General features: G+C 67.4%; 13 protein-coding genes. 7 read left to right on the plus strand and 6 right to left on the minus strand.

Translation table 11 applies throughout. The annotated features are described in order from the left end of the window. The first annotated feature begins 87 nt into the window (after window positions 1-87). The 3 genes from JYG32_RS28520 (at window position 88) to trhA (ending at window position 3,202) form a co-directional block, all read left to right on the plus strand. Window positions 88-2,166, plus strand: a complete 2,079-nt coding sequence (locus JYG32_RS28520) for a carbon starvation CstA family protein (RefSeq protein WP_174379479.1) — start codon at window positions 88-90, stop codon at window positions 2,164-2,166. Between the two features lie 12 nt (window positions 2,167-2,178). Continuing rightward, window positions 2,179-2,385, plus strand: a complete 207-nt coding sequence (locus tag JYG32_RS28525; RefSeq protein WP_006480280.1) for a YbdD/YjiX family protein — start codon at window positions 2,179-2,181, stop codon at window positions 2,383-2,385. 196 nt (window positions 2,386-2,581) lie between these two features. Continuing rightward, the gene (gene trhA, locus JYG32_RS28530; RefSeq protein WP_174379478.1) at window positions 2,582-3,202 is read left to right on the plus strand and encodes a PAQR family membrane homeostasis protein TrhA; all 621 of its coding nucleotides are present in this window, start codon (window positions 2,582-2,584) and stop codon (window positions 3,200-3,202) included. 46 nt (window positions 3,203-3,248) lie between these two features. Here the strand turns inward: trhA and JYG32_RS28535 are convergent, their stop codons facing one another. Both JYG32_RS28535 and JYG32_RS28540 read right to left on the minus strand, forming a co-directional pair. Next, a complete protein-coding gene (locus JYG32_RS28535) occupies window positions 3,249-3,680 on the minus strand; it encodes a nuclear transport factor 2 family protein (RefSeq protein WP_213265835.1) in 432 nt (143 codons plus the stop codon). A gap of 118 nt (window positions 3,681-3,798) precedes the next feature. Beyond that, a complete protein-coding gene (locus tag JYG32_RS28540) occupies window positions 3,799-4,152 on the minus strand; it encodes a DOPA 4,5-dioxygenase family protein (RefSeq protein WP_213265836.1) in 354 nt (117 codons plus the stop codon). Between the two features lie 490 nt (window positions 4,153-4,642). Between JYG32_RS28540 and JYG32_RS28545 the strand changes: the two genes are divergently transcribed. Genes JYG32_RS28545 through JYG32_RS28555 form a run of 3 tightly spaced genes read left to right on the plus strand, consistent with a single transcriptional unit; the run spans window position 4,643 to window position 5,714 of the window. Then, window positions 4,643-5,020 carry a hypothetical protein gene (locus JYG32_RS28545; RefSeq protein ID WP_213265837.1) on the plus strand — a complete coding sequence of 126 codons (378 nt, stop codon included), beginning with the start codon at window positions 4,643-4,645 and terminating at the stop codon, window positions 5,018-5,020. A 14-nt stretch (window positions 5,021-5,034) separates the two neighbouring features. Then, window positions 5,035-5,229, plus strand: a complete 195-nt coding sequence (locus JYG32_RS28550; RefSeq protein ID WP_174379474.1) for a hypothetical protein — start codon at window positions 5,035-5,037, stop codon at window positions 5,227-5,229. Continuing rightward, complete coding sequence (locus JYG32_RS28555; protein ID WP_213265838.1) at window positions 5,226-5,714, plus strand: hypothetical protein; 489 nt, start codon at window positions 5,226-5,228, stop codon at window positions 5,712-5,714. Before JYG32_RS28550 ends, JYG32_RS28555 begins: the two co-directional genes overlap by 4 nt. 215 nt (window positions 5,715-5,929) lie before the next feature. Here JYG32_RS28555 and hpnH read toward each other — a convergent pair whose 3' ends face one another. Then, window positions 5,930-7,090 carry an adenosyl-hopene transferase HpnH gene (hpnH, locus tag JYG32_RS28560; RefSeq protein ID WP_174379472.1) on the minus strand — a complete coding sequence of 387 codons (1,161 nt, stop codon included), beginning with the start codon at window positions 7,088-7,090 and terminating at the stop codon, window positions 5,930-5,932. Between the two features lie 12 nt (window positions 7,091-7,102). Then, window positions 7,103-8,044 carry a 4-hydroxy-3-methylbut-2-enyl diphosphate reductase gene (gene ispH, locus JYG32_RS28565; protein ID WP_174379471.1) on the minus strand — a complete coding sequence of 314 codons (942 nt, stop codon included), beginning with the start codon at window positions 8,042-8,044 and terminating at the stop codon, window positions 7,103-7,105. 396 nt (window positions 8,045-8,440) lie between these two features. Here ispH and JYG32_RS28570 point away from each other — a divergent pair, with 396 nt between their 5' ends. Further along, on the plus strand, window positions 8,441-9,628 hold the full coding sequence (locus JYG32_RS28570) for a glycosyltransferase (protein ID WP_174379470.1): 1,188 nt from the start codon (window positions 8,441-8,443) through the stop codon (window positions 9,626-9,628). Between the two features lie 130 nt (window positions 9,629-9,758). Here JYG32_RS28570 and JYG32_RS28575 read toward each other — a convergent pair whose 3' ends face one another. Further along, a complete protein-coding gene (locus JYG32_RS28575; protein WP_213265839.1) occupies window positions 9,759-11,162 on the minus strand; it encodes a phage tail protein in 1,404 nt (467 codons plus the stop codon). 108 nt (window positions 11,163-11,270) lie between these two features. Beyond that, on the minus strand, window positions 11,271-12,278 hold the full coding sequence (hpnA, locus tag JYG32_RS28580; protein ID WP_213265840.1) for a hopanoid-associated sugar epimerase: 1,008 nt from the start codon (window positions 12,276-12,278) through the stop codon (window positions 11,271-11,273). Window positions 12,279-12,388 lie beyond the last annotated feature (110 nt).

Here is a 12,388-nt window from a genome sequence, read left to right on the forward strand (position 1 = left end):
GAGACCGCGGCGCGACGCATCGACGTCACGCGTGTGCGGCCACTTCGCCGCATGCCATCAAAACCACATTGGAGACCAGGAGACGCCATGAATCGGGCTTCCAGTACCCTGCTCTGGATCGCGGTCGCGCTGCTCGGCGCGTTCTCGTTCGGAACGATCGCACTCGCGCACGGCGAGCGCGTCAGTGCCCTCTGGATCGTGATCGCCGCTGTCTGCGTGTATCTGATCGCGTATCGCTTCTACAGCCGTTTCATCGCCAGCAAGGTCATGCAGCTCGACGGGCTGCGGATGACGCCGGCGGTCAAGTACAACGACGGCCTCGACTACGTGCCGACCAACAAGTACGTGCTGTTCGGCCATCACTTCGCCGCGATCGCCGGCGCGGGGCCGCTCGTCGGGCCCGTGCTCGCCGCGCAGATGGGCTACACGCCCGGCATGCTGTGGATCCTGGCCGGCGTCGTGTTCGCCGGCGCGGTGCAGGATTTCATCGTGCTGTTCATCTCGACGCGCCGCGACGGCCGCTCGCTCGGCGATCTCGTCAAGATGGAGCTCGGCACGGTGCCCGGCGTGATCGCGCTGTTCGGCGCGTTCCTGATCATGGTGATCATCCTCGCGGTGCTCGCGCTGATCGTCGTGAAGGCGCTGACCAATTCGCCGTGGGGCACGTTCACCGTCGCCGCGACGATTCCGATCGCGCTGTTCATGGGCGTCTATACGCGCTACATCCGTCCGGGCCGCATCGGCGAAGTGTCGATCATCGGCTTCGTCGGGTTGATGGCGGCGATCGCGTTCGGGCAGAACGTCAGCGCGTCGCCGGCGCTCGCCGCCTGGTTCACGTTCAGCGGCACGCAGCTCACGTGGATCCTGATCGGCTATGGCTTCGTCGCATCGGTGCTGCCGGTGTGGCTGCTGCTCGCGCCGCGCGACTACCTGTCGACGTTCCTGAAGATCGGCACGATCCTCGGTCTCGCGATCGGCATCCTGGTCGTCGCGCCGGAACTGAAGATGCCCGCGCTGACGAAGTTCGTCGACGGCACGGGCCCGGTGTGGTCGGGCAACCTGTTCCCGTTCCTGTTCATCACGATCGCGTGCGGCGCGGTGTCGGGCTTCCACGCGCTGATCTCGTCGGGCACGACGCCGAAGCTGATCGACAACGAAACCAACGCGCGCTTCATCGGCTACGGCGCGATGCTGATGGAATCGTTCGTCGCGATCATGGCGCTGGTCGCCGCGTGCGTGATCGAGCCGGGCATCTACTTCGCGATGAACGCGCCGGCCGCCGTGCTCGGCTCGACGCCGGAAGCCGTCGCGAACACGGTCACGCAGTGGGGCTTCGTGCTGACGCCCGACATGCTGACGCAGACCGCGAAGGCCGTCGGCGAAACGACGATCATCGCGCGCGCGGGCGGCGCGCCGACGCTGGCCGTCGGCATGGCGCACATCCTGCACCAGGTGATCGGCGGCGAAGCGATGATGGCGTTCTGGTATCACTTCGCAATCCTGTTCGAGGCGCTGTTCATCCTGACGGCCGTCGATGCGGGCACGCGCGCGGGCCGCTTCATGCTGCAGGATCTGCTCGGCACGTTCCACCCGGCGCTCAAGCGCACCGAGTCGCTGCCCGCGAACCTGGTCGCCACCGCGCTGTGCGTGGCCGCGTGGGGCTACTTCCTGTACCAGGGCGTGGTCGATCCGCTCGGCGGCATCAACACGCTGTGGCCGCTGTTCGGCATCTCGAACCAGATGCTCGCCGCGATCGCGCTGGTGCTCGGCACCGTCGTGCTGTTCAAGATGAAGCGCGAGCGCTATGCATGGGTGACGATCGTGCCGACGGCGTGGTTGCTGATCTGCACGCTGACGGCCGGCTGGCAGAAGATTTTCGATGCGAACCCGAAGGTCAGCTTCCTCGCGCACGCCGCGAAGCTGCAGGCCGCGGTGGACGAAGGCAAGGTGCTCGCGCCGGCCAAGTCGATCGCGCAGATGAAGCGGATCATCTTCAACGACTATATCGATGCGGCGCTGGCCGGGCTGTTCATCTTCGTCGTCATCAGCATCGCGGTGTACGGCGTGATTGCCGTGCTGCGCGCGCGCCGCGAGTCGAAGCCGACCGTGCGCGAGACGCCGTACGAAGCGATGCCGGCCGCGCAGGCGCTCGGCAGCGGACGTTAAGGGGAGGCCGCGATGTTCAGCGATCTTGGCAGCGACCTGCGCAGCGCAGGGCGTTACCTCGGGCAGGCGTTGCGGCTGATGGTCGGCCTGCCCGACTACGACACCTACGTCGCGCACATGCGCGAGACCCATCCGGACCGCGAGCCGATGACGTACGAGGAATTTTTCCGCGAACGTCAGAATGCGCGGTACGGGTCGGGAGCAGGGAAGTGTTGCTGAACCGGGCCGGTGAAACGGTTCGGTGATCGACCAGGAAGCGCCGCGATGGATATCGCGGCGCTTTTTCTTTTTGCGGGCCGGGCGGCGCCCATCGCGCGGCTGTCGCGTCGCCGTTTGCCGGCGCGCAGCACGGCAAATTCCGGCCGCCGGTATCATAGGGTTCATTTTTCCCGATGGACCCGCAGGAGAACACGTCGTGCATGTCGGTGAGCGTTTCAACAGCATTTCCCATCTCGTCGGCGCGGTGCTGTCGGTGGCAGGCCTCGTGGCGCTCGTGACGATGGGCGCGCTCGAAGGCGACCCGTACAAGGTGGTGAGCTTCAGCGTGTACGGCGCGATGCTGATCCTGCTCTACGCGATCTCGACGCTGTACCACAGCGTGCGCAACCCGCGCCTGAAAGCGATCCTGCAGAAATGCGACCATTCGGCGATCTACCTGCTGATCGCCGGCAGCTACACGCCGTTCACGCTGGTCACGTTGCGCGGCCCGTGGGGCTGGTCGCTGTTCGGCGTGAGCTGGGGGCTTGCCGCGCTGGGCATCGTGCAGGAACTGACGCTCGGGCGGCGCACGCGCATGCTGTCGATGATCCTGTACGTGCTGATGGGCTGGCTCGCGCTCGTCGCGGTGCGTCCGCTGATCCATGCGCTGCCGCCGGTGGGCACTGCGTGGCTCGTCGCCGGTGGCGTCATCTACAGCGTGGGCATCTACTTCTTCATCAACGACGAACGCATCCGCCACGGACACGGCATCTGGCACCTCTTCGTGCTGGCCGGCAGCCTGTGCCAGTTCGTCAGTGTCGCGATGTATGTCGCGTGAGCGGGGCGTCGTTACGTGCGTGTGATCGCGTACGGCACGACGGACCTTATCCGCGCCCGGCCGCCGCTGCTGTGCCGTGCAGTGCCATGAACCCGACCCATCCCCAGTAAACGCGATGATGAACGATCAACCCGTCGCGGAGATCCATCACCTCGACGAGATCGACCTGGTCGCCTTCCGGCGTGGCGCGCGGATATTCCCACGTGAGCTGGCGGCCGTTCGAGAAGAACAGCCCGGTTCGGTACCAGCGTCCGAGCTTGTTGCCCGGATTGCGCAGGCCGGCCGCGAAGAATTCGCCGATCGCGGCCTTGCCGTGCAGCACGCCGGAGCCGTGGTCGGGCAGCGTGACGACGATCAGCGGCGTTTCGAGTATCGCGTCGTCCGCGTACAGCGATATCAGCGCATCGAGGTCGCGAGCGACAACGGCGGCGTGCCAGCTTTCATGGATGCGCCGGGCATCGGCGTCGGCGTGTGTCATGGCGGGTTCCGGAAGCGTCGATAACGGAACCCACTGTATGGGCGCGATGCCGCGAGACGTTTCACGCCGGCCTGAAACGTGGATGCAGCCTTGGCCGAAGGCCGTCCTGCGCCAACCGTTATCCCGCCAGCGCGTCGAGATTCAGCACATACGACTTCCCGATCCACACCGCGCAATCGCGATGGTCGCGCAGTTCGTCGTTCGTATTCGGATGCAGGAAGATATCGAGCGCGCCGTGGTTCAGCACGAGCCACGGCACGATGTCGTCGAATCGCGCGGCGTCGAACGCGATCTGGTACGACCATGCCGGATGCGGGCCGACAAGGCGTTCGTGAAAGCGGCCGAGTTCGATGACCGCGCCGAACCGTTCGTCGACGACGTGGCGAAACGCCCAGGCCGCGTCGCGGCTGGCCGCATCGAAATAGACGTGCGCGTGCCAACTGTCGATGGCGGTGGTGTCGAGGGCAGCCATGGAAGGACTCGATAAAAAAGGGAATGCATGAGGCGCCGTGCGAAACGGCCGATGCGTGATTATCGCGCGTCCTTGCCGTGTGCGTCGTGTCGCGATCCGGCAATCCGAAGCGGATGATTTGTCCTGTATCAGAAGAACTGTTTGATCCGATGAAACCGCTCCCGTGGTATCCGCGTGCGCGATATCACGCCGGAAGCCTTGTCGGCACTTGCGCTGGCTGCACTCGCACAGGCAACACGTCATTTCGGAAATTGAAAAAGCGGTGCGCGCGTCGTCTCGGGTCGTCCGGAAAAGTACGATCAGGCAGTTGAATGAAATAAAGAAATTCCGTTTCGGCGGGAGTCACGAATGACGCCGATCGAATGCCGAATGCAAAGCCGAAAATATCAATTGCGAAATCGGCTATTCAAGCGGAATGCAGCGCGACATACGATGGTTTCAACGCATCGACGATCGCGATCGATGCGGGGACAACCATCTGGAGGCCACTATGCGATCCCTCGTTCCCGTTGCTGTTCTCTCCTGCGCACTCGTTGCGCTGCCCGCCGTCGGTTTTGCGCAGTCGGCCGGTTCCGACTGGTCGCCGAATGACGCACGGTTGAGCTGGTCGGCGGCGCGCGCCGAAACCGACGCGCAACTGATGCAGATGACGCGTGCCGGCTATCGCGCGACGACGGCCGGCAACCAGAACTATCCGCTCGCGATGCAGCGTGCGCTCGAGCGTGTCCGTAATCCGGTGCCCGACCGGTCTCGCGAAGAGCGGGCCGCGATGGAAGCGCGCGTGGCCCGCGACGCGCAAGCAGGCCATCCGGTCCAGGCGTTCTTCGTCAAGACCGCGTACTACCTGAAGGGCGAGAACACGTTCTGATGCAGGAGACGAGCATGGCTTGCCCGATCCGATTCGCCGGCGTCGTGCGCGCGTCGGCGCCGCGCCGGCTGCCGGATGTGCGGGATGGGCACGGCGCGTGGCGCCGTGCGAAGCACAATCGCAATGCGGGTCGCGGCACGATCGCGTGCCGCATCGCGTGGCCGGATTTCGCGGCGAGCGATGCTGCCGCCAGCGAGCGCGAATCATGAAGGCCACCCGGAAGAATCGTCGTCACGTGCCGCTGACCCGCGAGTGGCTGCTACCGCTGCCGCCCGCACATGTACGCGACATCTCGCTGAAATGCCACATGGCGCTCGTCGCGCTGCGCGGCGAGCACGGCAACGAGGCGCTGCTGATGCGGTTGCGCACGAGCGTCTATCTGGTGTTCCTGGCGATCGACGATGCGGTGTGCCCCGAGGCGGACATCGACTTGTGCGTCGACGCGGAGCGCGCGCTCGATGCGAGCGTGGCGCGCGCGGCGCAAAGCGGCGCATGGGCGCTGCGCGACGACGAGTGCGTGGTGCTCGAGCGCGTGCTCGCGGCGCACGACACCTGCGTCGCGACGCTCACGCGGCATCGGCTGGCCGAGCTGTGGGGTCACGTCTGCACGTTCGCGTCGAGCGGCCAGCCTGCGCTCGTGGCGGGCGCGGCGGAGAAGATGCGCATGCATGCGGCCGAATCGCTGGCCGCGTAGCGCCGCGCCGGTTTCGCGGGGAGGATGGAGGAGACAGGGCCGGCCGCACCGGCGCGGCCGATGCAATCGCGCGACGTCGGCGATTGCGCGGCTGCCGCGGTAACGTCGTGCGGGCAAATCAGCGGCCCAAAACAAAAGCGCCACGGAGCGAACTCCGTGGCGCTTCATTCATGCCCGCCTGTGCGGAGGTACAACCCCCGCGTGGCGAAACGCGCTTAAGCGGCCGTTGCCGGCTTCGCCGGCTTCTGCAGCTTGCCCTTGCCGGCGCGCTGGATTTCCTCGAGCTTGATCTCGACGTGGCGCGAGAACACGTACTCGGCCGGACGCTGCTTCGCGATCGAGATGTCCGGTGCGAACGGGCCGTCGGTCTTGATGCCCTTCGTGCTCACGCGCAGCGCCTTCAGCGGGTGCGCGATCGTGTCCATCACGGCGGTGGCCTCGAAGCCGCAGTGGACCATGCAGTCCGCGCACTTCTCGTAGTTGCCGACGCCGTAGTTGTCCCACTCGGTCGTTTCCATCAGTTCCTTGAAGGTCTTCACGTAACCTTCGCCGACCAGGTAGCACGGCTTCTGCCAGCCGAACACCGTACGCGCCGGGTTGCCCCACGGCGTGCACTTGTACGTCTGGTTGCCGGCCAGGAAGTCGAGGAACAGCGACGACTGGCTGAACGACCAGCGCTTGCCGCCTTCGCCGCGCTTCAGGATTTCGCGGAACAGGTTCTTCGTCTTGTCGCGGTTCAGGAAGTGCTGCTGATCCGGCGCGCGCTCGTACGCGTAGCCCGGCGACACCGTGATGCCGTCGACGCCGATCGGCCCCAGCGTGTCGAAGAACTTCGCGACGCGCTCGGGCACCGCATCGTTGAACAGCGTGCAGTTGATGTTCACGCGGAAGCCGCGGCGCTTCGCTTCCTTGATCGCCGCGACGGCCTTGTCGTACACGCCTTCCTGCGACACCGAGTGATCGTGCGCCTGCTGGTCGCCGTCGAGGTGGACCGACCAGACGAAATACGGGCTCGGCTCGTAGTCGTCCATCTTCTTTTCCATCAGCAGCGCGTTCGTGCACAGGTACACGAATTTCTTGCGCTTCATGATGCCCTTGACGATTTCCGGCATCTCCTTGTGGAGCAGCGGTTCGCCGCCGGCGATCGACACGACGGGCGCGCCGCACTCGTCGACGGCCTGCAGGCATTCCTCGACGGACAGGCGCTGGTTCAGGATCGGATCCGGATAATCGATCTTGCCGCAGCCGTTGCACGCGAGGTTGCAGCGGAACAGCGGCTCGAGCATCAGCGCGAGCGGATAGCGTTTGTTGCCGGACAGGTGCTGGCGCACGATGTACGCGCCGACACGGACTTGCTGGAGCAGCGGAATAGACAAGGGATGTCCTCCTTAAACTTCGCGGGCGACAGCTTGCGTGAGCTTCGCCGGCAGCTTGAATTCGACTTTTTCCTCACGGCCCGCCATCGTCGCGACATCGACGGGCCCCAGCGCGCGCAGCGCGCCGATTACATCCTCGACCATCTCTTCGGGCGCCGACGCACCGGCGGTCAGGCCGACCGTCTGCACGCCCGTGAACCATTCGGCTTTCACTTCCGAGCCGTCGGCGACGAGATAGCTCGGCACACCGCTTTCGGTGCCGATCTCGCGCAGGCGGTTCGAGTTCGAGCTGTTCGTCGCGCCGACGACGAGCAGCACTTCAACCTGTTCGCTCAGCTCGCGCACGGCGGCCTGGCGATTCTGCGTCGCGTAGCAGATGTCACGCGTGTCCGGGCCGACGAGGTCGGTGAACCGGCGCTGCAGCGCTTCGATGATGCCGCGCGTGTCGTCGACCGACAGCGTCGTCTGCGTGATGTACGCGACCGGCGTATCGACGGGCAGCGTCAGCGTAGCGACTTCGGCTTCGCTCTGCACGAGGATCACCTCGGCCGGAATCTGGCCGATCGTACCCTCGACTTCCGGGTGGCCCGCATGGCCGATCAGGATCAGCCGGCGGCCCGCCGCGGCATACTGGCGGCCCTGCACGTGCACCTTCGTGACCAGCGGACAGGTCGCGTCGAGCACGTCGAGCCCGCGCGTTTGAGCATCGCGCTCGACCGTCTGGGCGACACCGTGCGCGCTGAAGATCGCGACAGCGCCGTGCGGCACCTCGTCGAGTTCCTCAACGAATCGTGCCCCTTTATTACGCAGATTTTCGACGACATGCCGGTTATGAACGATCTCATGACGCACATAGACCGGCGCGCCGTGCTGTTGCAGCGCGCGATCGACGATCTCGATCGCACGGACAACCCCCGCACAAAAGCCGCGGGGCTGGGCAAGGATGACTCGCATAAGTGAGCGAACTCCGACGACAGACACCGGGGTTCGAGGAGCTGGCACTGCTCGCTCGCCCCGGCTTGATGTTATGAAGGCAGGAACGAACCGGCCAAGCCAGGCCCCGGAACCCCGAATTAATCGCGCATTTTAACTCTATCGGGCCGTCCTTGCTCTGGTGCCGTGTCGGTCCTGTTGCAATTGCGGGAGAGCCGCGTCGGCGCTGGCGCGCGCGGAACCCAGTAAACTACGCGGTTTCGCGGGCGGCCGCTCCGGCTGCCCGGCGTCGCGCTCATTTCAAGGCCATTCGATGACCGTCGATTCTTACGCGTATTGTCCGGCCGCCCGTGCGGTTTCGGGCGCTTTTATCCTGACCCCTATTGAGCATGCCGGCGATCGGCAGGAGGCGCGCCGATGATGCTGGCGATCGCTTTCCTGGTGTCCGGCCTGTCGCTGGTGATCTGGATCGTGCTGCTCGTCGCGCGCGGCGGCTTCTGGCGGGCGGTGCCCGCGCGGCCGCTGCCGCCCGAGGCGCGCGGTGCGGCGGCCGAAGCCGGGTGGCCGGCCGTCGTCGCGGTCGTGCCGGCGCGCAACGAGGCCGACGTGATCGCCCGCGCGGCGACTTCGCTGCTCGAGCAGGATTATCCGGGCGACTTTCATCTGATCATTGTCGACGACCACAGCGACGACGGCACCGCCGACGCGGCCCGCGCGGCGGCGCTCGCGATCAACCGCGCCGACCGGCTGACGGTGCTGGCCGCGAAGCCGCTGCCGGCCGGCTGGTCGGGCAAGGTATGGGCGCAGTCGCAGGGGATCGCCGCGGTGCAGACGCTCGGCCTGCCGGCCGACTACCTGCTGCTGACGGATGCCGACATCGGCCATCCGCCCGACGCCGTCGCGCAGCTCGTCACGCGCGCGCAGGCCGAGAGCCGCGATCTCGTGTCGCTGATGGTGCGGCTGCGCTGCGATTCGTTCTGGGAAAAGGCGCTGATCCCCGCGTTCGTGTTCTTCTTCGCGAAGCTCTACCCGTTCTCGTGGATCAACAACCCGCGCAACCGGACGGCCGGCGCCGCGGGCGGCTGCATGCTCGTGAAGCGCACGGCGCTCGAGGAAGCGGGCGGCATCGAGTCGATCCGCGGCGCGCTGATCGACGACTGCAGCCTCGCCGCGCAGATCAAGCATCGCGGCAGCGGCCGCCATCCGATCCGCCTCGACCTGGCCGACCGCAGCGTGTCGCTGCGCCCGTACGACAGCTGGCGCGAGATCTGGAACATGATCGCGCGCACCGCGTTCACGCAACTGCACTATTCGCCGCTGCTGCTGGCCGGCACGCTGCTCGGGATGGCGATCATCTACCTCGTGCCGCCCGTCGCGGCGCTCGCCTACGGCGCGCGCGCGTGGCCGGCGTGGCTCGCGTGGGCGTCGATGTGCGCCGCGTATGCGCCGATGTTGCGCTACTACCGGCGCTCGCCGCTGTGGGCGCCCGCGCTGCCGCTCGTCGCGCTGTTCTATGTGGGCGCGACGTTCGCGTCCGCGTGGCGCTACTGGCGCGGCAAGGGCGGCCAGTGGAAGGCGCGCGTGCAGGCGCCGGTGGATCGCTGAGCGTTTCGCGCGCCGTTGGGGCGCGTCCCGGGAGGCTGCCTTTCCGGCGGCCGGAAAGCAAACAGCCCGATCGTGGAAACCGGTCGGGCTGTTTCGTTTTCGGCGCAATGGCGGACCGATGCGTGCGCGCCTACCGCTGGGTCAGCATCATGTACATCTGGACCACGACGTCCGGCGAGAACGTGAACGGCACCCAGCCGTAGCCCGTGTGGCGGGCGACCAGCAGGCGGTCGCCGTTCGACTGCTTCTGCACGGCCATCATCGGGTTCTTCGTCGTCACGAAACGCCAGCCGGCCGGGATGCCGGGCGGCGGCTCCGGCTGCATCGACGCGCGCGCATGCGCGAGTTCCTCGATCAACTGACCCAGTTGCTCCGGATGCAGCGTGATCGATTCGCCGTTGACGGTCAGCGTGAGTTCGTTCTGCGTCGGACGCGACACGTGCAGCGTCGATTTGTCGGCCGGGTTGGCGGCGGCTTCGGTTTCGGTCGCGGCTTCGGCTTGCGCCGTCGCGACGATCGCGGTTCCGGCGTCGGCCGCCGCATCGGCTACATCGGCTACATCGGCCGCAGCCGGCGCGGCTGCGTTCACAGCCGGTTCCGCCGCCGGCGTGTCCGCCGGTGCCGGTTCGACGACTTCGGCGGCAACGGCCGTGGCGGCCATTGCGTTCGTCGCGGCTTCCTTGACGACGGCCTCGACCAGCGCTTCGGCGTCGGCGATGGCCTTCGCGTGGTGCTGCGCGGCGGCCTCGGCCTGCGCGATCGCTTCGGTATGGCGCTGCGTGACGGCTTCGGCCTGCGCGGTGGCGTCGGCGTGGCGTTGCGCGGCGGCTTCGGCCTGCGCGATCGCCGCGGCGTGACGCTGCGTGACGGCTTCCGCCTCGGCGGTGGCGTCGGCATGACGCTGCGCGGCGGCCTGCGTTTCGGCGATCGCTTCCGTGTGACGCTGCGCGAGCGCTTCGGCCTCGGCGATCGCGGCCGTGTGACGCTGCGTGGCCGCGTCGGCCTCGGCGATCGCTTGCGCGTGACGTTTCGCGGCGGCCTCGGCTTCGGCGGTCGCGGTCGCATGGCGCTGCGCGGCCGCATCGGCTTCGGTCGCGGCGGCGTAATGGCGTTGCGCGGCGGCCTCCGCTTCGGCGATCGCGGCTGCGTGACGTTGCGATGCGGCTTCGGCATCCGCGTGACGTTGCGCGAGCGCTTCGGTCAGTGCGGTGGCTTCCGCGTGGCGCTGCACGGCGGCTTCGGCTTGCGCGGCGGCATCCGTATGACGGTGGGCGGCGGCTTCGGCGGTGGCGGTCGCTTCGGCGTGGCGCTGCTGCGCGGCTTCGGCCTCGGCGGCTGCCGCCGTGTGGCGTTGCGCGGCGGCCTGCGCTGCGGTTTCCGCGTCGGCGTGACGTTGCGCGGCGGCCTGGGCTTGCGCTGCTGCGGCGCGCGCGAAGGCTTCCGCGCTGCGGGCCGCCTGCTGCGCGGCGTGGTGATCGTGGAGGAGCTGATCGACGCCCGCGTTGAGCGAATCGATCTGATCGTTCAGGTTCATGCGTGTCTTCTCTGCGTAAGACCCGCGATTTTACCCGCTGCGCAGGGGCTGGTCCGTGCGCGACGTGTAACAAAGTGCGCAAAGCGGCGCGAGGCGCGCCGCTTTGTGTTACTTCAGGTACCCCGCCGAGCCGAACCAGTCGAGCGCATCGCGCAGCCCTTCGCGGTACGGGCGCGCGCGGTAGCCGAGCTCGCGCTCGGCCTTCGCGGACGTGAAATACATCTTGTTCTTCGACATCCGCAGCCCGTCGACGGTGACGAACGGCTCCTTCTTCGTGAACTTCGCGACCGCTTCGGCGCCGACCGCGAGCGGGTACAGCGGCCAGCGCGGCAGCGCGATGGTCGGCGCCTTGCGGCCCGTCATCTGCGCGATGTCGGCCAGCATCTGCTGCAGCGGCAGGTTCTCGCCGCCGAGGATGTAGCGCTCGCCGATCCGGCCGCGCTCGAGCGCGAGGAAGTGGCCGTGCGCGACGTCGTCGACGTGCACGAGGTTCAGCCCCGTGTCGACGAACGCGGGAATCTTGCCGAGCGCGGCCTCGACGATGATGCGGCCGGTCGGCGTCGGCTTCACGTCGCGCGGGCCGATCGGCGTCGACGGGTTGACGATCACGGCCGGCAGCCCTTCGTCGGCGATCATCCGCTCGACCGCACGTTCCGCGAGCACCTTGCTGCGCTTGTAGACGCCGATCGCCTGCTCGGGCGTGAGCGGCCGGTTTTCGTCGGACGGGTCGCCCGCGCTCGTGACCTTCAGCGTCGCGACGCTGCTCGTGTAGACGATCCGCTCGACGCCTTCGGCGCGTGCCGCGCGCATCGTCGCGACCGTGCCTTCGAGGTTCGCGCGTTCGATCTCGTCGGGATCGGGCGCCCACAGCCGGTAGTCGGCCGCCACGTGCAGCAGGTAGCGCACGCCGCGCAGCGCGGCGCGCATCGACGCCTCGTCGCGCATGTCGCCGGTGACGATCTCGGCGTCGAGATCCGCGACGTTCGTGCGCGGGCTGGTCGGGCGCACGAGCACGCGCACCGCAAAGCCCTTCTGTTGCGCGATGCGTGCGACGGCCGAGCCGACGAAACCGGACGCGCCGGTGACGAGAACGAGATCGCGGGAGGTATCAGTCATGCGTTTCCTTCGGGGCCGCGCGCGAGCGGCGCGGCGGTTGAGCATCGGCGAGATTGTACGTGGTCGGCGCGCGCGGCGACGCATCGCCGGCGCGCCCGGCGGGCCGTGCT

It is taken from the genome of Burkholderia pyrrocinia (assembly GCF_018417535.1).
Taxonomy (GTDB): Bacteria; Pseudomonadota; Gammaproteobacteria; order Burkholderiales; family Burkholderiaceae; genus Burkholderia; species Burkholderia pyrrocinia_E.

What these genes read in the sequence shown, in the direction of transcription:
- JYG32_RS28520 (WP_174379479.1), top strand. Translation starts at nt 88, where the DNA reads ATGAATCGGGCTTCCAGTACCCTGCTCTGGATCGCGGTCGCGCTGCTC.
- JYG32_RS28545 (WP_213265837.1), top strand. Translation starts at nt 4,643, where the DNA reads ATGCGATCCCTCGTTCCCGTTGCTGTTCTCTCCTGCGCACTCGTTGCG.
- ispH (WP_174379471.1), bottom strand. Translation starts at nt 8,044, where the DNA reads ATGCGAGTCATCCTTGCCCAGCCCCGCGGCTTTTGTGCGGGGGTTGTC.
- JYG32_RS28575 (WP_213265839.1), bottom strand. Translation starts at nt 11,162, where the DNA reads ATGAACCTGAACGATCAGATCGATTCGCTCAACGCGGGCGTCGATCAG.
- JYG32_RS28535 (WP_213265835.1), bottom strand. Translation starts at nt 3,680, where the DNA reads ATGACACACGCCGACGCCGATGCCCGGCGCATCCATGAAAGCTGGCAC.
- JYG32_RS28570 (WP_174379470.1), top strand. Translation starts at nt 8,441, where the DNA reads ATGATGCTGGCGATCGCTTTCCTGGTGTCCGGCCTGTCGCTGGTGATC.
- JYG32_RS28525 (WP_006480280.1), top strand. Translation starts at nt 2,179, where the DNA reads ATGTTCAGCGATCTTGGCAGCGACCTGCGCAGCGCAGGGCGTTACCTC.
- JYG32_RS28540 (WP_213265836.1), bottom strand. Translation starts at nt 4,152, where the DNA reads ATGGCTGCCCTCGACACCACCGCCATCGACAGTTGGCACGCGCACGTC.
- hpnA (WP_213265840.1), bottom strand. Translation starts at nt 12,278, where the DNA reads ATGACTGATACCTCCCGCGATCTCGTTCTCGTCACCGGCGCGTCCGGT.
- JYG32_RS28550 (WP_174379474.1), top strand. Translation starts at nt 5,035, where the DNA reads ATGGCTTGCCCGATCCGATTCGCCGGCGTCGTGCGCGCGTCGGCGCCG.
- JYG32_RS28555 (WP_213265838.1), top strand. Translation starts at nt 5,226, where the DNA reads ATGAAGGCCACCCGGAAGAATCGTCGTCACGTGCCGCTGACCCGCGAG.